Here is a 20,926-nt window from a genome sequence, read left to right on the forward strand (position 1 = left end):
TTCAGGCGACGACGCCATCCTTCACGGTGTCGGCCATGTCGGTGTAGTCCTTCACCTTGTCGAAGTTCAGGTACTGGTAGATCTTGCCGCTGGAGGCGGTCAGCACACCCATGTCGGCCATGTACTCTTCCTTGGTCGGGATGCGGCCCAGCTTGGAGCAGATGGCGGCCAGCTCGGCCGAGCCCAGGTACACATTGGAGTTTTTGCCCAGGCGGTTGGGGAAGTTGCGGGTGGAGGTGGAGAACACCGTGGCGCCCTCCTTCACCTGCGCCTGGTTGCCCATGCACAGGCTGCAGCCCGGCATTTCCATGCGCGCACCTGCCGTGCCCAGCACGCCGTAGTGGCCCTCTTCGGTCAACTGCTTGGCGTCCATCTTGGTGGGCGGCGCCATCCACAGCTTCACCGGGATGTCGCGCTTGTTTTCCAACAGCTTGGAGGCGGCACGGAAGTGGCCAATGTTGGTCATGCAGCTGCCGATGAACACCTCGTCGATCTTGGCACCAGCGACGTCGGACAGCGTCTTCACATCGTCCGGGTCGTTCGGGCAAGCCACGATGGGCTCATGGATATCGGCCAGGTCAATCTCGATGACGGCGGCGTACTCGGCATCCGGGTCGGCCTTCATCAGCTTGGGGTCGGCCAGCCAGGCTTCCATGGCCTTGATGCGGCGGTTGATGGTGCGCACGTCGGAGTAACCGCTGGCAATCATCCACTTCAGCATGGTGATGTTGCTGTTGATGTACTCGATGATCGGCTCCTTGTTCAGGTGCACCGTGCAGCCACCAGCGCTGCGTTCGGCCGAGGCGTCGCTGAGCTCAAATGCCTGCTCCACCTTCAGGTCTGGCAGACCTTCGATTTCCAGGATGCGGCCGGAGAAAATGTTCTTCTTGCCCTGCTTGGCCACGGTCAGCAAACCGGCCTTGATCGCGTACAGCGGAATCGCGTTGACCAGGTCGCGCAAGGTCACGCCAGACTGCATCTGGCCCTTGAAGCGCACCAGCACGCTCTCGGGCATGTCCAATGGCATCACGCCGGTGGCGGCGCCAAAGGCCACCAGGCCGGAACCCGCGGGGAAGCTGATGCCGATGGGGAAACGGGTATGGCTGTCGCCGCCGGTGCCCACGGTGTCGGGCAGCAGCATGCGGTTCAGCCAGCTGTGGATGATGCCGTCGCCGGGGCGCAGCGGCACGCCGCCACGGGTGCTGATGAAATCAGGCAGCTCGTGGTGCATCTTCACGTCCACCGGCTTCGGGTAGGCGGCGGTGTGGCAGAACGACTGCATCACCAGGTCGGCGCTGAAGCCCAGGCAGGCCAGGTCTTTCAGCTCGTCGCGGGTCATGGGGCCGGTGGTGTCTTGCGAGCCCACCGAGGTCATCTTGGGTTCGCAGTAGGTGCCCGGGCGCACGCCCTTGCCCTCGGGCAGGCCGCAGGCATGGCCCACCATCTTCTGCGCCAGCGTGTAGCCACGGCCGGTGTCGGCCGGGTCGTGCGGCAGGCGGAACAGCGTGCTGGGCGGCAAGCCCAACGCGGCGCGCGCCTTGGCGGTCAGGCCACGGCCGATGATCAGCGGAATGCGACCACCGGCGCGCACTTCGTCAAACAGCACGTCGCTCTTGACCTTGAATTCGGCAATCACCTTGCCATCCTTCAACGCCTTGCCATCGTAGGGGCGCAGCTCCACCACGTCGCCCATGTTCATCTGGCTGACGTCCAACTCGATGGGCAGCGCGCCGGAGTCTTCCATGGTGTTGTAGAAGATGGGGGCGATCTTGGCACCCAGGCAGACACCACCGAAGCGCTTGTTAGGCACGAAGGGGATGTCCTCGCCGGTCCACCACAGCACCGAGTTGGTGGCCGACTTGCGGCTGGAACCAGTGCCCACCACGTCGCCCACATAAGCCACCAGGTTGCCCTTGGCGCGCAAGTCTTCAATGAACTTGATGGGGCCGCGCTTGCCGTCTTCCTCGGGCGTGATGCCGGGGCGGGCATTCTTCAGCATGGCCAGCGCGTGCAGCGGCATGTCGGGACGGCTCCAGGCGTCAGGCGCGGGCGACAGGTCGTCGGTGTTGGTCTCGCCGGTCACCTTCAGGATGGAGATGGTGATGGACTTCGGCACTTCCGGACGCGACGTGAACCACTCGCCATCGGCCCAGCTCTGCAGCACGGCCTTGGCGTAGGCATTGCCCTTGTCGGCCTTGTCCTTGACGTCGTGGAACTGGTCGAACATCAGCAGCGTCTTCTTCAGCGCGGCGGCGGCGGCTTCGGCCACCGAGGCGCTCTTGTCGTCCAGCAGGTCGATCAGCGGGCTGATGTTGTAGCCACCCAGCATGGTGCCCAGCAATTCGGTGGCCTTCTCGCGCGTCAGCAGCGCGCACTTCTCGCTGCCGTGCGCCACGGCAGCCAGGTAGCTGGCCTTGACCTTGGCGGCATCATCCACGCCGGCCGGCACACGGTAGGTGATCAGGTCCACCAACGTAACCTCCTCGCCCTTGGTCGGGTTTTTCAGCAGTTCGATCAATTCGCCGGTCTGTTTGGCCGACAAGGGCAGCGGCGGAATCCCTAAGGCGGCGCGCTCGGCAACGTGGTCACGGTAGGCTTGCAACATGGTTCAACTCCTTCTGTAGCTGGGTAAATCTGAATCAGTTTGAATTCGTCAATGGCCGCCGGGCGCCGCCGAGGCCGGCGCAGCGGGCATGGGGGCGGGCGCCGGCGCAGGCGCGGATGCGGGCGCAGCTGGTGAGCTGACGGGCCGCACGGCCGCAGGGGTGATCGGGGCCACCGTGGTGGTGGTGGTGGTGGTCGCCACCGTGGCAGAGACCGGCATCAGCGGCGCGGAAGCCGCCGCCGTGGCAGTGGCCGCAGCTGGCGTGGCCACAAAGGTGGTGGTTGTGGTGGTGGTCGTCGTCACCACCGTCGCGGCGCTGGCCGGCAGCGCACGCGGCCGAGGTTCCAGCAGGTTGACCGGCGGCGCCTTGTCCATGGCGGCCTGCACGATGGCCTGCTGCGGCGTCACGCAGGCGTCGGCCAGGCGTATGCCAAGCTTCTGGCTCATCAGCATGGACTTGTTGCCCAGCTGCAGCCAGACGGCGCCGTTGCGGCGGTCTTCCAGCCGCGTGGCACCGGTGGCCGTGATCACCGGGAACATGTGGAACACCTGGTTCTTGACGGAATTGACGGTGACGTCGAAGTAACCGGGCATCTTGGGGTCGGCGCTCAGCGTGACGAAGTTGCCCAGCTCGCAGGGCACCTTGCCGACAAAAATGCGCTCGGCAATGGCCAGCTCATCGGGCGTCAGCGCGGCCTCGGCGGCCTCGATGCCGGCGGCCGTCTGCTCGGCCTTGCTGCGGGCATCCACCTTGCTCTTGGGTTCGGCCTTGGCACTCTTCTTGGTGTCGGCCTTGGCCTTGGTGCTGCTGGCGGTCTGCGCCCAGGCGCCGCCGCCCAGCAGGCTGATCGCCAACAAGACCGTGGTGAAATTCTTCATGCGCATGTCTCTCTCGTTTTTATGTCAATGAACCGGGGCTGCAAAATAGCCCTGCACCGCGGCCGGTAGTTTGCGCCCGGTCTGGTGGGCGCGCTCCAGCAACTGCCAGAAATAACGGTAGCTGGCGCGGTCGTGCAGCCGGCCCTCGAAGCTGATCGGCGCCCAGTCGGCCTGTTGCGCCGCCAACAACAAGTCGGCGGCGCGCTCTACCGCTTCTTGCGACGGCGCCATGGCGGCCAGTATGGGCCGGATTTGTGATGGGTGGATGCTCCACATGCGGGTGTAGCCCAGTTCGCTGGCAGCACGGCCGGCCGCCGTCTGCATGGCCTGGGCGTCGCTGAACTCGGTGACCACGCTGTGCGAGGGCACCTTGCCATGGGCGTGGCAGGCGCTGGCGATTTCCAGCTTGGCACGCAGCACCAGCGGGTGGCTGAACTGCCCTTGCACACCCATGGCCTGGTCCGGAATGGCGCCGCCATGGGCCGAGACAAAGTCCATCAGCCCAAAACTCAACGATTGCACGCGCGGGTGCGCGGCAATGGCAAAGACCTGCTGCACGGCGGCAGGCGACTCGATCAGCGCGTGCAGGGGCATGGGGCTGGTGCGGCCGCCGACGACGCAGGCGGCATCCACGGCGGCCACAGCCCGCTCAATATCTGCCACCGACTCCACCTTGGGCAACATCACATGGCAGAGCAGCGGCCCCGCCTGGCCCAGCAACGTGGCCACATCCTGCTCAAAGGCTGGGTGGTCCACCGGATGCACGCGCACGGCCACCCGCGGGGTGATGCCCGGCACCTCGCGCGCGGCAGCCGCGTGTGCCTCGCGTGCGATGGCCACCACCAATTGAGCGTGGGCCAACTCGCCGCCCACCGGGGCGCCGTCCTCGCAGTCCAGCGTGACGTCGAACACGCAAGCGCCGAACTCCTGCATCAGCTCGCGCTGCAGTTGCAGGCTCTTGCGCATGCGCGCTTCCACCCCGCAGTAGTGATCGCACACCGGCAGCAGGCTGGATGCCGCCTGCGCGCCCAACAGGACGTCGCGCGGACTGGCGTTGCGGCTGGCTGACAGGCCCTGGGCCTGCTGCGGGACGGTCACGTCGATGCGGCTTGGCGGCGCAGGCTTACAGCAGGTGGGCCACGCCGGCCTGTTCGTCCTGCAGTTCCTTCAGCGTCTTGTTGATGCAGGTCTGGCTGAACTCGTCGATGGTCAGGCCTTCCACCAGCTTGTACTCACCGCCTTCGCAGGTGACGGCAAAGCCGAACATCACGTCCTTGGGAATGCCGTATTGGCCGTCCGACGCAATGCCCATGGTGACCCACTTGCCGTTGGTGCCCAGCGCCCAGTCGCGCATGTGGTCGATGGCGGCGTTGGCAGCAGAAGCGGCGGACGACAGGCCACGCGCCTCGATGATGGCGGCGCCGCGCTTGCCCACGGTGGGCAGGAACACGTTGGCATTCCAGTCCTGGTCGTTGATCATGTCTTTCACGCTCTTGCCGTTGACGGTGGCAAAGCGGTAGTCCGCGTACATGGTGGGCGAGTGGTTGCCCCACACGGTCAGCTTTTCGATGTCGGCCACGGCGGTGCCGGTCTTGGCGGCGATCTGGCTCAGGGCGCGGTTGTGGTCCAGGCGCAGCATGGCGGTGAAGTTCTTGCGCGGCAGGTCGGGCGCGCTCTTCATGGCGATGTAGGCGTTGGTGTTGGCCGGGTTGCCCACCACCAGCACCTTGACGTTGCGGCTGGCCACGGCATTGAGCGCCTTGCCCTGGGCGGTGAAAATCTGGGCGTTGGCGGCCAGCAGGTCGGCGCGCTCCATGCCAGGGCCGCGCGGACGGGCACCCACCAGCAGCGCGTAGTCGGTGTCCTTGAAGGCGGTCATGGCGTCGCCATGGGCTTCCATGCCGGCCAGCAGCGGAAAAGCGCAGTCTTGCAACTCCATCATCACGCCCTTGAGGGCCTTCTGGGCCTTCTCATCGGGGATTTCCAGCAGTTGCAGGATCACCGGCTGGTCCTTGCCCAGCATTTCGCCGGAGGCGATGCGGAACAACAGGGCGTAACCGATTTGGCCTGCGGCGCCAGTGACGGCGACGCGAACGGGCTTTTTGCTCATGGTGAGGACTCCAGGATGAGGGGTAAAAGTGTGTGTCGGGGCTTGTGCCAAGCCCGCAGAGTGCGGCCGTGAGTGTACCGCCGAATGGCGCACCGCGTCAATTTGTCTTATGTCTTATATAAGATATGATTGTGGCTGGTTGCGCCTTTTCGGGCGAGCCATTTTTTGACACGCCAACCTGCCCGTTCATGGCCCATTCCTCTGCCTATCCGGTTGACAACGCCGCCCTCAGCACCGACGCCAGCGCGCCGATGCAGACGCCTGCTTTCAGTCCGCTGTACCTGCAGATCAAGGGGCTGATCCTGCAAAGCCTGCAGCAGGGTGAGTGGAAGCCCGGTGAGGCCATTCCCAGCGAAATGGACCTGGCGGCGCGCTACCGCGTCAGCCAGGGCACGGTGCGCAAGGCCATTGACGAGTTGGCGGCGGAAAACCTGGTGCAACGGCGCCAGGGCAAGGGCACCTTCGTGGCCACCCACGCCGAACGGCAGGTGCAATACCGCTTTCTGAAGCTGGTGCCCGACAGTGGCGACGCCAGGAGCGAAGGCCCGGCGCAGCGCCACATCATCGATTGCCGCCGCCTGCGTGCCAGCGCCGACGTGGCGCGCCCGCTGGCGCTGCGCACCGGCGACGCGGTGCTGCAGGTGCGCCGCGTGCTGGCCTTCGCCGGCCGGCCCACCATCCTGGAAGACCTGTGGCTGCCTGGCGGCCCGTTCAAGGGGCTGACGGCCGAGCGCCTGGCCGGCAACACCAGCCCGATGTACGCGATGTTCGAGACCGAGTTCGGCGTGCGCATGGTGCGCGCCGAGGAAAAGATACGCGCCGTGCTGCCCGATGCTGCGCAACGCGAGCTGCTGCAGGTGGACGCCCACACCCCGCTGCTCAGCGTGGAGCGCATCGCCTACACCTACAACGACACCCCGATGGAGCTGCGCCGCGGTCTTTACCTGACCGATACGCACCACTATCGCAATGAGCTGAACTGAGGTCTTTGAGGATGGTTATAGTTCGCTGGGATAGTGAAAACCCTAAATTGGTGCGCCGCTTGCAATAGAATTTTGTTTTGCCCGGTTCCCGATTACAAAGCAGTTACCAATACAAGAAGGCCCATCCATGTCTGAGCTTGCCTCCCCCGCGCGGCCGCCGCGTCCCGAATTCCGCAACATCAACGCGCTGACGGACCTGCCCGGCTACCGCCTGCCCCCTGCCGGCTGGGTGTCCATCCTGCACCGCGTCAGCGGCGCGCTGATGTTTGTGCTGATGCCTTTCATCATCTGGATGTTCGACACCTCGGTGTCCTCCGAATATTCGTTCGCCCGCTTCGTCGGCAACTTCAAGGCCAAGGGCCTGTGGGGCCTGCCCGGCGTGTTCTGGAAGCTGGTGGCACTGGCGCTGATCTGGGCTTACCTGCACCACTTCATCGCCGGCCTGCGCCACCTGTGGATGGACATCAGCCATGAGGCGGTGAGCAAGGAATTCGGCAACACCTCGGCCATGGTCACGCTGGGCTTAAGCGTCCTGCTGACGCTGGCGCTGGGTGCCAAGCTGTTCGGCCTGTATTGATAGAGGAGCCCACACATGTCTGTCAATTACGGCTCCAAGCGCATCGTCGTCGGTGCACACTACGGCTTGCGCGACTGGCTGGCCCAGCGCGTCACCGCCGCGCTGATGGCCTTGTTCACCCTGGTGGTGCTGGCCCAAGTGCTGCTCACCAAGGGCCCGATAGGCTACGACCGTTGGGCCGGCATCTTTGCAGCCCAGTGGATGAAGGTGCTGACCTTCACCGTCATCATCGCCCTGCTGTACCACGCTTGGGTGGGCATGCGCGACATCTGGATGGACTACATCAAGGCGGCCGCCGTGCGGCTGGTGCTGCAGATCTTCTCCATCGTCTGGCTGGTGGGCTGCGCCGGCTGGGCCATCCAGGTGCTGTGGCGCCTCTGAACCCCTACAGAACGAATTCCATGAGCAACTCCATAACCAAAAGAAAATTCGACGTCGTCATCGTCGGCGCCGGCGGCTCCGGCATGCGCGCCTCGCTGCAACTGGCCCGCGCCGGGCTGAACGTGGCGGTGCTGTCCAAGGTGTTCCCCACCCGCTCGCACACGGTGGCCGCGCAGGGCGGCATCGGCGCCTCGCTGGGCAACATGTCCGAGGACAACTGGCACTACCATTTCTACGACACCGTCAAGGGTTCGGACTGGCTGGGCGACCAGGACGCCATCGAGTACATGTGCCGTGAGGCGCCCAAGGTGGTGTACGACCTGGAGCACATGGGCATGCCGTTTGACCGCAACCCGGACGGCACCATTTACCAGCGCCCCTTTGGCGGCCACACCGCCAACTACGGCGAAAAGCCCGTGCAACGCGCCTGCGCGGCGGCCGACCGCACCGGCCACGCGATGCTGCACACGCTGTACCAGCAAAACGTCAAGGCCAAGACCAGCTTCTTCGTCGAATGGATGGCGCTGGACCTGATACGCGACGCCGATGGCGACGTGCTGGGTGTGACCGCCATCGAGATGGAAACCGGCGACCTGCACATCCTGGAAGCCAAGACCACGCTGCTGGCCACCGGCGGCGCCGGCCGCATCTTCGCCGCCTCCACCAACGCCTTCATCAACACCGGCGACGGCCTGGGCATGGCGGCGCGCTCGGGCATCCCGCTGGAAGACATGGAGTTCTGGCAGTTCCACCCCACCGGCGTGGCCGGTGCCGGCGTGCTGCTGACCGAAGGCTGCCGTGGCGAAGGCGCCATTTTGCTGAACAGCAATGGCGAGCGCTTCATGGAGCGCTACGCGCCCACCTTGAAAGACCTGGCACCGCGCGATTTCGTGTCGCGCTCCATGGATCAGGAAATCAAGGAAGGCCGTGGCTGCGGCCCCAACAAGGACTACGTGCTGCTCAAGCTCGACCACCTGGGCGCCGAGACCATCATGAAGCGCCTGCCCTCGGTGTACGAGATTGGCCACAACTTCGCCAACGTGGACATCACCAAGGAGCCGATTCCGGTGGTGCCCACCATCCACTACCAGATGGGCGGCATCCCCACCAACATCCATGGCCAGGTGGTGGTGCAGTCGGGCGATGTGCACAACGCGGTGGTCAACGGCCTGTACGCGGTGGGCGAATGCTCCTGCGTCAGCGTGCACGGCGCCAACCGCCTGGGCACCAACTCGCTGCTGGACCTGCTGGTGTTCGGCCGCGCCGCCGGCAACCACATTGTGGAATTCAACAACAAGCAAAAGGCGCACAAGCCGCTGCCGGCCGACGCCGCCGACAAGACGCTGGCGCGCCTGGCCCGCCTGGACAACGCCAACACGGGCGAATACGCGCAGGACGTGGCCAATGACCTGCGCGCCGCCATGCAGCAACACGCCGGCGTGTTCCGCACCCAGGCCAGCATGGACGAGGGCGTGACCAAGATCGCCGCTTTGCGCGAGCGCGTCAACGCCATCAACCTGAAGGACAAGTCCAAGGTGTTCAACACCGCGCGCATCGAGGCGCTGGAGGTGGACAACCTGATCGAGGCCGCGCAGGCCACCATCGTCTCCGCCGCCGCCCGCCACGAGAGCCGCGGCGCCCACACCGTGGACGACTATGCCGACTCACCGGAACACCCGAACGGCCGCAACGACACCGAATGGCACAAGCACACACTGTGGTACAGCGAAGGCAACCGCCTGAGCTACAAGCCGGTGCAGATGAAGCCGCTGACGGTGGAATCGGTGCCGCTCAAAGTCCGTACATTCTGAAATTCTGATAACTTGCGGGACAGACCGCAGCCGCGCAGCGGCAAGCTCTGTCCTCAACTGACTGGGTAGTAAATATGGAAAAACGCACCTTCAAGATCTACCGCTACGACCCGGACAAGGACGCCAAGCCCTACATGCAGACCATCGAGATCGAACTCGACGGCCATGAGCGCATGCTGCTGGACGCGCTGATGAAGCTCAAAGCCCAGGACCCGACGCTGTCGTTCCGCCGCTCCTGCCGCGAAGGCGTGTGCGGCTCGGACGCGATGAACATCAACGGCAAGAACGGCCTGGCCTGCCTGACCAACATGCGCACGCTGCCCGGCGTCATCACCTTGAAGCCCCTGCCCGGCCTGCCGGTGATCCGCGACCTGATCGTGGACATGACGCAGTTCTTCAAGCAGTACAACTCCATCAAGCCCTACCTGGTCAACGACAACGTGCCACCGGAGAAGGAGCGCCTGCAGAGCCCGCAGGAGCGCGACGAGTTGAACGGCCTGTACGAGTGCATCCTGTGCGCCAGCTGCTCCACCAGCTGCCCCAGCTTCTGGTGGAACCCGGACAAGTTCGTCGGTCCGGCTGGCCTGCTGCAGGCCTACCGCTTCATCGCCGACAGCCGCGACGAGGCGACGGCTGAGCGCCTGGACAACCTGGAAGACCCCTACCGCCTGTTCCGCTGCCACACCATCATGAACTGTGTGGACGTGTGCCCCAAGGGGCTGAACCCGACCAGGGCGATCGGCAAGATCAAGGAAATGATGGTGCTGCGCGCCGTCTGAACCAGAACAGCACACGTGGACACGCTGGACGTTGATACGCTGCTCGATGAGCGGGCTCTGAGCAAGCTGAAGTGGCGTTGCCGCCGCGGCCTGCTGGAGAACGACCTCTTCATCGAGCGCTTCTTCCAGCGCTTCGAGCCCAGCCTGACCGTCAGGCAGGCACAAGGATTGGGCGCTCTAATGGACCTGAGCGACAACGACCTGCTGGACCTGAACCTGGGTCGAAAGACCCTGTCGCAGGTGGATGAAAGCCTGGTGCGCGACGATGTGCAGGAAGTTTTGAATATGTTGAAGAAAACCGTAGAAAGGGCATCCCCATGAAACTCGCCGACAACAAGGCCACGCTGTCGTTCAGCAACGGCAGCCCCAGCGTAGAGCTGCCGGTCTACTCGGGCAGCGTCGGCCCGGATGTGGTGGACATCCGCAAGCTGTATGCCCAGACCGGCATGTTCACCTACGACCCGGGCTTCCTGTCCACGGCGTCGTGCCAGTCGTCCATCACCTACATTGACGGCGACAAGGGCGAGCTGCTGTACCGCGGCTACCCCATCGAGCAATTGGCCACGCAGTGCGACTTCATGGAGACCTGCCACCTGCTGCTGTACGGTGAGCTGCCCAATGCCGAGCAAAAGGGCAAGTTCACGCACAACGTGATGCACCACACGATGGTGAACGAGCAGATGCAGTTCTTCCTGCGCGGTTTCCGCCGTGATGCGCATCCGATGGCCATCATGACCGGCCTGGTGGGCGCGCTGTCGGCCTTCTACCACGACAGCACCGACATCAACAACCCGGAGCACCGCGACATCTCGGCCATACGCCTGATCGCCAAGATGCCCACGTTGGTGGCCATGGCCTACAAGTACAACGCCGGCCAGCCCTACATGTACCCGAAGAACGAGCTCAGCTACGCTGGCAACTTCCTGCACATGATGTTTGCCACGCCGTGCGAGCCGTATGTGGTGAACCCGGTGATCGAACGCGCGCTGGACCGCATCTTCATCCTGCACGCCGACCACGAGCAAAACGCTTCCACCTCCACCGTGCGCCTGTGCGGATCCTCGGGCACCAACCCGTTCGCGGCCATCGCCGCCGGCGTGGCCTGCCTGTGGGGCCCCGCCCACGGCGGCGCCAACGAGGCCTGCCTGAACATGCTGGAAGACATCCAGAAGATGGGCGGCGTGGCCAAGGTGGGCCAGTTCATGGAGCAGGTCAAGGACAAGAACTCCGGCGTGCGCCTGATGGGCTTCGGCCACCGCGTGTACAAGAACTACGACCCGCGCGCCAAGCTGATGCAGGAAACCTGCAAGGAAGTGCTGGCCGAACTGGGCCTGGGCAACGACCCGCTGTTCAAGCTGGCCATGGCGCTTGAAAAGATCGCGCTGGAAGACGATTACTTCGTGCAGCGCAAGCTCTACCCCAATGTGGACTTCTATTCCGGCATCGTGCAGCGCGCCATCGGCATCCCGGTGTCGCTGTTCACCGCCATCTTCGCGCTGGCCCGCACCGTGGGCTGGATCGCGCAACTGAACGAGATGATTGGCGACCCCGAGTACAAGATCGGCCGCCCGCGTCAGCTATTTACCGGGTCACCCACCCGGCAAGTCAAGCCGATTGCGCAACGCTAATTAGCCCAATCCAAGACGCCCGCCGGAACTCCCCGGCGGGCGTTTTGCTTTGGCCCGCATAAAATTGAAGACCACCAAGGAAACATCATGGGACGCACCCTCTACGACAAGCTCTGGGACGACCACGTCATCCACACCGAGGACGACGGCACCGCCATCCTGTACATCGACCGCCATCTGGTGCACGAAGTCACCAGCCCGCAAGCCTATGAAGGCCTGCGCCAGGCCGGCCGCAAGGTGTGGCGCGTCAGCTCCATCGTCGCCACCGCCGACCACAACACGCCCACCACCGGCTGGGAACGCGGCTACGACGGCATTGCCGACCCCACCAGCAAAGAACAAGTCCTGACGCTGGACAGCAACATGGCGGAGTTCGGCGCGGCAGCCTACTTCCCCTTCCTGTCCAAGCGCCAGGGCATCGTGCACGTGATCGGCCCCGAGAACGGCGCCACGCTGCCGGGCATGACTGTTGTGTGCGGCGATTCGCACACCTCCACCCACGGTGCCTTCGGCGCGCTGGCGCACGGCATAGGCACCAGCGAGGTGGAGCACGTGATGGCCACGCAGACGCTGCTGGCCAAGAAGGCCAAGAACCTGCTGGTCAAGGTGGAAGGCACCCTGCCCCGGGGCTGCGGCGCCAAGGACATCGTGCTGGCCATCATCGGCAAGATTGGCACGGCCGGCGGCACCGGCTACACCATCGAATTCGGCGGCTCGGCCATACGCGCTTTGAGCATGGAAGGCCGCATGACGGTGTGCAACATGGCCATCGAAGCGGGCGCCCGCGCCGGCCTGGTGGCGGTGGACGACAAGACCATCCAGTACGTCAAAGGCAAGCCGCTGGCGCCAGGACACGCCAGCAGCGGCGATGCCGCGAAGCTGGAATGGGACATGGCAGTGGCCCACTGGCAGACGCTGCATTCGGATGCTGATGCCAAGTTTGACAGCGTGGTGGAACTGGACGCGTCGCAGATCATCCCGCAGGTGACCTGGGGAACCTCGCCCGAGATGGTGCTGGGCATTGACGGCCGCGTGCCCGATCCCGACAAGGAGAAGGACTCCAACAAGCGCAACGCCATTGAGCGCGCGCTGACCTACATGGGTCTGGAGCCGGGCAAGCCGATGGACGACCTGTTCGTCGACAAGGTATTCATCGGCTCGTGCACCAACAGCCGCATCGAGGACATGCGCGAAGCCGCCGCGGTCGTGAAGAAGCTGGGCCTGAAGGTGGCCAAGAACATCAAGCTGGCCATGGTGGTGCCGGGCTCGGGCCTGGTGAAAGCCCAGGCCGAAGCCGAAGGCCTGCACGAGATCTTCAAGGCCGCCGGCTTCGAGTGGCGCGAGCCGGGCTGCTCCATGTGCCTGGCGATGAACGCGGACCGGCTGGAGCCGGGCGAACGCTGCGCCAGCACCAGCAATCGCAATTTCGAAGGCCGCCAGGGCGCCGGTGGGCGCACCCACCTGGTCAGCCCCGCCATGGCCGCCGCTGCCGCCGTGCACGGCCATTTTGTCGACGTGCGCAAATTCGCCTGAAAGGAACCACACCATGCAGCAATTCACCGTGCACCAGGGCCTGGTGGCCCCAATGGACCGCGAGAACGTGGACACCGACGCCATCATCCCCAAGCAGTTCCTGAAGTCCATCCGCAAGACAGGCTTCGGCCAGAACCTGTTTGACGAGTGGCGCTACCTGGATCCGGGCTTTCCGGGCCAAGACCCGGCCAGCCGCCGGCCCAACCCCGACTTCGTGCTGAACCAGCCGCGCTATGCAGGCGCCTCCATCCTGCTGGCGCGCAAGAACTTCGGCTGCGGTTCGTCGCGCGAGCACGCGCCCTGGGCGCTGGACCAGTTCGGCTTTCGCGCCATCATCGCGCCCAGCTACGCCGACATCTTCTTCAACAACTGCTTCAAGAACGGCCTGCTGCCCATTGTCTTGCCCGAGGCCCAAATCAGCCAGCTGTTTGACGAAGCGCTGGCCTTCCCCGGCTACACACTGACGATTGACCTGGAACGCCAGGTGGTGGTCAAGCCCGGCGGCCAGGGCGAGTTGCCGTTTGAGGTGCAGGCCTTCCGCAAGTACTGCCTGCTGAACGGTTTTGACGACATTGGCCTCACCTTGCGCCATGCCGACAAGATCAAGGCCTTCGAGGCCCAGCGGCTGGCGCAAAAGCCGTGGCTGGCGCACACCATGGTGTCGTGAGCACTCCCATCAGTTTGAAACAGAAAGACCGCATGAAGATCGCAGTGTTGCCGGGTGACGGCATTGGCACCGAAATCGTCGCCGAGGCCGTCAAGGTGCTCCAGGCCGTGGAACTGCCGCTGGACATGGAGACCGCGCTGGTGGGTGGCGCCGCCTACGAGGCGCACGGCCACCCGCTGCCAGACAGCACGCTGAAGCTGGCCAAGGAAGCAGACGCCGTGCTGTTCGGCGCCGTGGGCGACTGGAAGTACGACAAGCTGGAGCGCGCGCTGCGCCCCGAGCAGGCCATCCTGGGCCTACGCAAGCACATGGGCCTGTTCGCCAACTTCCGCCCCGCCATCTGCTACGAGCAACTGGTGGGCGCCTCCAGCCTGAAGCCGGAGCTGATCGCCGGGCTGGACATCCTGATCATCCGCGAGCTGACGGGCGACATCTACTTCGGCCAGCCGCGCGGCCGCCGCACCGCCACCGACGGCCTGTTCCCCGGTGCCGAAGAGGCCTTCGACACCATGCGCTACTCGCGCCCGGAGATCGAGCGCATCGCCCACGTGGCTTTCCAGGCGGCGCAAAAGCGCAGCAAGCGCGTGACCAGCGTGGACAAGGCCAATGTGTTGGAGACCTTCCAGTTCTGGAAAGACGTGGTCACCGAGGTCAGCCAGCAATACCCCGACGTCGCGCTGGACCACATGTATGTGGACAACGCCGCCATGCAGCTGGTCAAGGCACCGAAGAAATTCGATGTGGTGGTGACCGGCAACATGTTTGGCGACATCCTCAGCGACGAGGCCGCCATGCTGACCGGCTCCATCGGCATGCTGCCCTCGGCCAGCCTGAACGCCAAGGGCCAGGGCCTGTATGAACCCAGCCACGGCAGCGCGCCGGACATCGCCGGCAAGGGCATTGCCAATCCTTTGGCTACAATACTGTCTGCCGCCATGATGTTACGTTTCTCGCTCAACCAAGCCGCCACTGCCGACCGCATCGAGTCTGCCGTGAAAGACGTGCTCGCGTCCGGTTTGCGCACGGCAGACATCTACGCCGAAGGCACCACGAAGGTCAGCACCCGCGACATGGGTGACGCTGTCGTGGCTGCGATTACCAAGACGACCACCAAAGGCTAGGCTAGCCCGGTTCGTCACGCGCCCACCCGGCCACGACGAGCCGGGCAAACAGGAATATGGCCTTCCAAGGCCTGCAACATTGTTTGAAACTGAAAGGGCAACGCGATGATGAAGAAACTCAAGGGCAACCTGGTCGGCCTGGTCGGCTGGCGTGGCATGGTGGGCTCGGTGCTGATAGACCGCATGCAGGCCGAGGGCGACTTCGGCCTGATCGAGCCGGTGTTCTTCTCCACTTCCAACGCCGGCGGCAAAGCCCCGGCGCAGGCCAAGGCCGAAACCAAGCTGAAAGACGCCTTCGACATTGACGCGCTCAAAAAATGCGACGTCATCATCACCTGCCAGGGTGGCGACTACACCACCGAGGTGTTCCCCAAGCTGCGCGCCGCCGGCTGGGACGGCCATTGGATCGATGCCGCCTCCACGCTGCGCATGAAGGACGATGCCATCATCATCCTCGACCCGGTCAACCTGCCCGTTATCAAGAACGCTCTGTCCAACGGCGGCAACAACTGGATTGGCGGCAACTGCACGGTCAGCTGCATGCTGATGGGCGTGGGTGCGCTGTACAAGGCCGGGCTGGTGGAATGGATGACCAGCATGACCTACCAGGCCGCCTCCGGCGGTGGCGCCCAGCACATGCGCGAACTGCTGACGCAGTTCGGCACGCTGAACGCCGAGGTCAAGAGCCTGCTGGACGACCCGAAATCGGCCATCCTGGAGATCGACCGCAAGGTATTGGCCAAGCAACAGGCGCTGTCAGGCGACGCCATCGCGAACTTCGGCGTGCCGCTGGGCGGCAGCCTGATCCCCTGGATTGACAAGGACCTGGGAGTGGGCAAGGCCAAGGGCGAGGACGGCTGGGGCACCAGCCGCGAAGAGTGGAAAGCCGGCGCAGAGACCAACAAGATCCTGGGCCAGGGCCCGGGCTTCGGCACCGCCGCCACACCGGTGGACGGCTTTTGCGTGCGCGTGGGCGCCATGCGCTGCCACAGCCAGGCGCTGACCTTCAAGCTGAAGCAAAACGTGCCTTTGTCGGACATCGAAGGCCTGATCGCCCAGGACAACGCCTGGGTCAAGCTGGTGCCCAACGACAAGGACAGCACGCTGCGCGACCTGACGCCGGTGGCGGTGACCGGCACCCTGGGCATCCCGGTAGGCCGGGTGCGCAAGCTGGCCATGGGGCCGGAATATGTGGGTGCGTTCACCATCGGCGACCAGTTGCTGTGGGGCGCGGCGGAGCCGCTGCGCCGCATGTTGCGCATCCTGTTGGACGCGTAAGCAGTCCTGATGCTTTGCGGGACAGACCGCCGCCTGCGCAGCAGGCAAGCTCTGTCCTCAACACTTCAAATGCCAGCGACCGGCCACGAGGTGAGGACTGGCGCGTCAGCGCCATTTACATATACAGCCTACGGCTGACCGGGAAGTCCCGGTCAGCCGTTGTCGTTTGGCAACGTCGCAGCACTTCCAAATTGGCACGAATACACGTGCCACGAACTTAAAAGCTTTCTTAAGCTTGTCAGGCTAAGATATTGATGTTAAGGTACTTTTCCAGTTTCGTACCTTGTTCGAGGAATGACAAATAATCGCAGTTCAGCCGGACAACGGAGGCCACAAATTGATCGATAAGTCACACCGGTGGCGAAGAACGGCCTTGGCCGCCGCCACGGCCGCGCTGACTGGCCTGTTGAGTTCAAACGCCATGGCCTTGTCGTTGGGCCGCATCCTGGTCCAATCGTCTTTGGGCGAGCCTTTGCGCGCCGAAATCGAAATCCTGGACATCAATGCCGAAGAGGCAGCCAGCCTGAAAACCACCATCGCCGGCCCCGACGCCTTTCGCGCCGCAGGTCTGGACTACCACCCGGCCTTGTCGGCCATCAAGCTGACGCTGGAGCGGCGCGCCAATGGGCAGGCCTACGTGCGCATGAGCAGCGACCGGCCCATCAACGACCCGTTTGTGGACATGATCCTGGAGGCCAGCTGGGGCTCAGGGCGCATCGTGCGCGATTACACGATGCTGTTTGACCCGCCCAACCTGCGTCCGTCCACCGCTGTGGCCGGCGCCGCACCGGCGCAGATCACGGCCCCGCAGATCAACAGCACCGCGCCCGGCACTGCCGGCGGCAAGAGCGTGCCGGCCCGCCCCCCTGTGGCCGTGGCGGCCAAACCCGCTGGCCCGGCGCCGGTGGCCACAGCCGCCGCCAAGAAGCCCGCCGACGGTAACCAGCAACAGATCACCGTGAAGGCCGGCGACACCGCCAGCAAGATCGCCGCGAGCATCAAGCCAGCCAGTGTGTCGCTGGACCAGATGCTGGTGGCCATGCTGCGTGGCAACCCGGACGCTTTCCTGGGTGGCAACATCAACCGCATCAAGGCCGGTGCGGTGCTCAATGTGCCCACCGAGCAGCAGGCCCAGGCCAGCTCGGCGACCGAGGCGTCGCAGACCATCGTCGCGCAAAGCAAGGACTTCAACGACTTCCGCCGCAAGCTGGCCGGCACCGCGCCGGTGGCCCAGGTGGCACCGGCCGACCGCAAAGCCTCAGGCAGCGTGCAGGCCAAGGTCGAAGAGAAGAAGCCCTCCGCCGGCGCGCCGGACAAGTTGACGCTGTCCAAGGGCGCCGTGCAGGCCAAGGCGGCTGAGGACAACCTGGCCAAGGAGCGCGCCGCCAAAGATGCCGCCGCGCGCAGCGCCGAGTTGTCCAAGAACCTGGCGGACCTGAACAAGGTGGCTTCGGCCGCTGGCGTTGCGCCCGCAGGCAAAGCCAGCGCGGACAAGCCGACGGTGCCGGCCATCGCCGTGCCGGCCGCGCCGCCCCCGGTGGCAGCCGCGCCCGCCGCGCCACCCGCCTCTGCCGCAGCGGCTGCTTCGGCCGCCGCGCCGGTGGCCGCCGCCTCCAAACCGCCGGTGAAAAAACCCGTGGTGGCCGCCCCGCCGCCGCCCGAGCCCGGCATGCTGGATGAGCTGCTGGAAAATCCGCTGCTGCCCATAGGCGGTGGCGCACTGGTCGCGCTGCTGGGTGGCTTTGCCTTCTACCGCGCGCGCAAGAACAAAAAAGCCGCGCCGGTGGACAGCGCGTACCTGGAAAGCCGGCTGCAGCCGGATTCCTTCTTCGGCGCCAGTGGCGGCCAGCAGATCGACACTAACGATGGCGCCGCCACCGGCTCGTCCATGGTCTACTCGCCCAGCCAGCTGGACGCCGCCGACGACGTGGACCCGGTGGCCGAGGCCGATGTGTACCTGGCCTATGGCCGCGACATGCAGGCCGAGGAAATCCTGAAGGAAGCGCTGCGCACCAACTCGCAGCGCCTGGCCATCCACCAGAAGCTGCTGGAAATCTACGCCAAGCGGCGCGACGGCAAGTCGTTCGAGAACATTGCCAACCAAGCCTACAAGCTGACCGACGGTGAAGGCGCCGACTGGCAGCGCATCTGCGAGCTGGGCCTGACGTTCGACCCCACCAACCCGTTGTACCAGCCTGGCGGTGCGCCATTTGGCGGCAGCGAGTCCAAGCTGGCCGCGCTGGATGTGTCCGCCGTGCTGGACCAGCCGCCCCCGCCCAGCGCCAGCGAGGCTGCTTCGCCGGTGGACCTCGATCTGGACCTGGATTTCTCGCTCGACGACGAGCCGGCCCCCAGGGCCGCCACCGCCACGCCGCTGAGCGCCACGCCCGTCACCGAGCAAACCGTTCGCATGCAGGCCGTCGACGAGCAGACCGTGCGCATGCACGCCGCCGAGCCTGAGATGCCCCCCATGCCTACGCTGGACCTGGAGTTCGGCGACAGCATGCCGGCCGCCATCCCGCCAGCTCCGGCACCCGCCCCGGCTGCGGCCGCCGGCAACGCGCTGGAGTTTGAGTTGCCCGAGCTGCCGCAAGCCCACGCGCCGGCTGCCGACAGTGGCCTGGGCATTGAAGATTTCGAGCAGCAAGCTGCCGTCAGCTTTGGCTCCACCGCGCCAGCCCCGCTGGCCGACGACAGCGCCAAGGCAGCCCCCAAGGAGCCCGACACCGGCATGCTGGAGTTCGACCTCGGTTCGCTGTCGCTGGACCTGGGCGACTCCACCGAAGGCACCTCGCTGGCCACGCCGGCAGCGCCGGAAGACCCGCTGGCCACCAAGCTGGCGTTGGCCGAGGAGTTCAACGCCATTGGCGACGCCGACGGCGCCCGCGCGCTGATCGAGGAAGTGGTGGCCGAGGCCAGCGGCGACATGAAGGCCAAGGCCCAGCGCGCTCTGGCTGCGCTGTAAGCCGCTGCCGCACCCCGTGTCTGCCCCTGCCAAGCTCCACCGGATGGCTGTGCCATGCGGGTGGCGCTAGGCGTCAGCTACAACGGTCAGCCCTACCAGGGGTGGCAGAGCCAGCTCTCGGGCCAGACCGTTCAAGACCAACTGGAAAAGGCGCTGGGGCAATTGGCCGCACAGCGCATCTCCACGCTGTGCGCCGGCCGCACCGATGCCGGCGTGCATGCATTGATGCAGGTGGTGCATTTCGACACCGATGCGCAGCGCGAGATGAACTCCTGGGTGCGCGGCACCAACGCCAACCTGCCGGCTGACATTGCCGTGCAGTGGGCCCACGAGGTGCCAAAGGAATTCCACTGCCGCGCCAGCGCCTTGTCGCGCCGTTACGCCTACGTGCTGCTGGACTCACCGGTGCGCCCCAGCGTGGATGCCGGCCGCGTCGGCTGGGCCTACAAGCCGCTGGACATGGCCGCCATGCAGGCGGCGGCGCAGCAGCTGCTGGGCGAGCATGATTTTTCATCGTTCCGCGCCTCGGCCTGCCAGGCGCTGTCGCCGGTGAAGCACCTGAGCAGCATTGCCATCACCCGCAAGGGCGCCTACTGGCGCTTCGACTTCGAGGCCAATGCCTTCCTGCACCACATGATCCGCAACATCATGGGCTGCCTGGTGTACATCGGCCAGGGCCGCCAGCCGCCCGGGTGGATGCAGCAGGTGCTGGAGGCGCGCAGCCGCGACGCCGCCGCACCCACGTTTTCGCCCGATGGCCTGTACTTCCTGGGCCCGCGCTACGATGCCCACTGGGGCCTGCCGGAACGCACCCCCGCGTATGATGGCCTGCCATGAACCCGGCCATGCCCCAGCCTGACAGCGCCCTGCCCCCGGCCCAGCGCACCCGCGTGAAGATCTGCGGCCTGAGCCGTGAAGCCGACGTGGACGCGGCGGTGGCCGCCGGCGCTGACGCGGTGGGGTTCGTCATGTACCCGCCCAGCCCGCGTTTCGTCACGGTGGCGCGCGCAGCCGAACTGGCGCGCCGGCTGCCGCCGTTTGTGACACCGGTGCTGCTGTTCGTCAATGAAACGCCCGATGCCGTGCAGGCGGCATGCAAAGCCATACCCCAAGTGCTGTTGCAATTCCATGGCGACGAAACGCCCGAGCAATGCCACCAGGCCGCCGCCGGCCATCCTTACATGCGCGCGGCGCGCATTCCGTTGGGCGATGGCGCGGCGGGCTTCGACCTTGTAAAATACGCGCAAGAGTATTCTCAAGCCCAGGCCATCCTGCTCGACGCCCATGTCGAGGGGTTCGGCGGCGGCGGCAAGGCATTCAATTGGTCACTGCTTCCTCCAAGCGTCAACTGTCAGCTCGTCTTAAGTGGTGGGCTCACGCCTGCAAACGTGACCGATGGCATCTCGGCGCTGCGCACACGCTGTAAATCGCTCGCGGTCGACGTGAGTTCAGGCGTGGAAGCCAGCCGGGGCGTCAAGAGTCCCGAAAAAATCCAGCAGTTCGTGGCCGCCGTGCGGGCGGCCGACCAGCAATTCGCCACCCGGGCTTGAAGCCTGCGGGCCCTTGACCAGGATTCACCGCGGTTTCCCGCGGTTTTCCGCGGCCGGCC

18 protein-coding genes are annotated in these 20,926 nt (G+C 65.2%); 14 read left to right on the top strand and 4 right to left on the bottom strand.

The features are described from left to right. Position 1: 1 nt before the first annotated feature. From acnB to AC1DX2_RS09555, 4 genes are read right to left on the bottom strand one after another with little or no spacing between them, the layout of a single operon-like run. Positions 2-2,605, bottom strand: coding sequence for a bifunctional aconitate hydratase 2/2-methylisocitrate dehydratase (acnB, locus tag AC1DX2_RS09540; protein WP_477196101.1), 2,604 nt, complete (start codon positions 2,603-2,605; stop codon positions 2-4). Between the two features lie 48 nt (positions 2,606-2,653). Next, entirely contained in the window at positions 2,654-3,484 is an 831-nt protein-coding gene (locus tag AC1DX2_RS09545; protein ID WP_477196102.1) for a hypothetical protein, read from the bottom strand. Between the two features lie 24 nt (positions 3,485-3,508). Continuing rightward, entirely contained in the window at positions 3,509-4,582 is a 1,074-nt protein-coding gene (locus tag AC1DX2_RS09550; protein WP_477196103.1) for an HpcH/HpaI aldolase/citrate lyase family protein, read from the bottom strand. Between the two features lie 25 nt (positions 4,583-4,607). Next, positions 4,608-5,594: a malate dehydrogenase gene (locus tag AC1DX2_RS09555; protein ID WP_477196104.1), complete on the bottom strand. Its 987-nt coding sequence runs from the start codon at positions 5,592-5,594 to the stop codon at positions 4,608-4,610. 251 nt (positions 5,595-5,845) lie between these two features. Here AC1DX2_RS09555 and AC1DX2_RS09560 point away from each other — a divergent pair, with 251 nt between their 5' ends. From AC1DX2_RS09560 to AC1DX2_RS09625, 14 genes are all read left to right on the top strand, one after another. Next, positions 5,846-6,577 carry a GntR family transcriptional regulator gene (locus AC1DX2_RS09560; protein WP_477196661.1) on the top strand — a complete coding sequence of 244 codons (732 nt, stop codon included), beginning with the start codon at positions 5,846-5,848 and terminating at the stop codon, positions 6,575-6,577. A 127-nt stretch (positions 6,578-6,704) separates the two neighbouring features. After that, positions 6,705-7,154: a succinate dehydrogenase, cytochrome b556 subunit gene (sdhC, locus tag AC1DX2_RS09565; RefSeq protein ID WP_477196105.1), complete on the top strand. Its 450-nt coding sequence runs from the start codon at positions 6,705-6,707 to the stop codon at positions 7,152-7,154. Between the two features lie 15 nt (positions 7,155-7,169). Beyond that, positions 7,170-7,535, top strand: coding sequence for a succinate dehydrogenase, hydrophobic membrane anchor protein (gene sdhD, locus AC1DX2_RS09570; protein ID WP_477196106.1), 366 nt, complete (start codon positions 7,170-7,172; stop codon positions 7,533-7,535). Between the two features lie 20 nt (positions 7,536-7,555). Next, on the top strand, positions 7,556-9,346 hold the full coding sequence (gene sdhA, locus AC1DX2_RS09575; protein WP_477196107.1) for a succinate dehydrogenase flavoprotein subunit: 1,791 nt from the start codon (positions 7,556-7,558) through the stop codon (positions 9,344-9,346). Positions 9,347-9,420: 74 nt separating this feature from the next. After that, positions 9,421-10,125 (top strand): succinate dehydrogenase iron-sulfur subunit, encoded by a 705-nt coding sequence (locus AC1DX2_RS09580; protein WP_477196108.1) that lies wholly within the window; start codon positions 9,421-9,423, stop codon positions 10,123-10,125. Between the two features lie 15 nt (positions 10,126-10,140). Beyond that, a complete protein-coding gene (locus tag AC1DX2_RS09585; RefSeq protein WP_477196109.1) occupies positions 10,141-10,446 on the top strand; it encodes an FAD assembly factor SdhE in 306 nt (101 codons plus the stop codon). Further along, positions 10,443-11,753: a citrate synthase gene (locus tag AC1DX2_RS09590; RefSeq protein WP_477196110.1), complete on the top strand. Its 1,311-nt coding sequence runs from the start codon at positions 10,443-10,445 to the stop codon at positions 11,751-11,753. Before AC1DX2_RS09585 ends, AC1DX2_RS09590 begins: the two co-directional genes overlap by 4 nt. A gap of 87 nt (positions 11,754-11,840) precedes the next feature. Then, positions 11,841-13,286 carry a 3-isopropylmalate dehydratase large subunit gene (leuC, locus tag AC1DX2_RS09595; RefSeq protein WP_477196111.1) on the top strand — a complete coding sequence of 482 codons (1,446 nt, stop codon included), beginning with the start codon at positions 11,841-11,843 and terminating at the stop codon, positions 13,284-13,286. 13 nt (positions 13,287-13,299) lie between these two features. Then, positions 13,300-13,953 (top strand): 3-isopropylmalate dehydratase small subunit, encoded by a 654-nt coding sequence (gene leuD, locus AC1DX2_RS09600; protein WP_477196112.1) that lies wholly within the window; start codon positions 13,300-13,302, stop codon positions 13,951-13,953. A 32-nt stretch (positions 13,954-13,985) separates the two neighbouring features. Next, positions 13,986-15,074, top strand: a complete 1,089-nt coding sequence (gene leuB, locus AC1DX2_RS09605; protein WP_477196113.1) for a 3-isopropylmalate dehydrogenase — start codon at positions 13,986-13,988, stop codon at positions 15,072-15,074. Between the two features lie 108 nt (positions 15,075-15,182). Continuing rightward, positions 15,183-16,352: an aspartate-semialdehyde dehydrogenase gene (gene asd, locus AC1DX2_RS09610; protein ID WP_477196662.1), complete on the top strand. Its 1,170-nt coding sequence runs from the start codon at positions 15,183-15,185 to the stop codon at positions 16,350-16,352. Between the two features lie 373 nt (positions 16,353-16,725). Continuing rightward, a complete protein-coding gene (locus AC1DX2_RS09615; RefSeq protein ID WP_477196114.1) occupies positions 16,726-19,317 on the top strand; it encodes a motility hub landmark protein FimV in 2,592 nt (863 codons plus the stop codon). Between the two features lie 54 nt (positions 19,318-19,371). Next, a complete protein-coding gene (gene truA, locus AC1DX2_RS09620) occupies positions 19,372-20,154 on the top strand; it encodes a tRNA pseudouridine(38-40) synthase TruA (RefSeq protein WP_477196115.1) in 783 nt (260 codons plus the stop codon). Then, a complete protein-coding gene (locus AC1DX2_RS09625) occupies positions 20,151-20,867 on the top strand; it encodes a phosphoribosylanthranilate isomerase (RefSeq protein ID WP_477196116.1) in 717 nt (238 codons plus the stop codon). The genes truA and AC1DX2_RS09625 overlap by 4 nt, the downstream gene beginning before the upstream one ends. Positions 20,868-20,926: the final 59 nt, after the last annotated feature.

The sequence above is a fragment of the Hylemonella sp. P2_B10 genome, assembly GCF_056404875.1.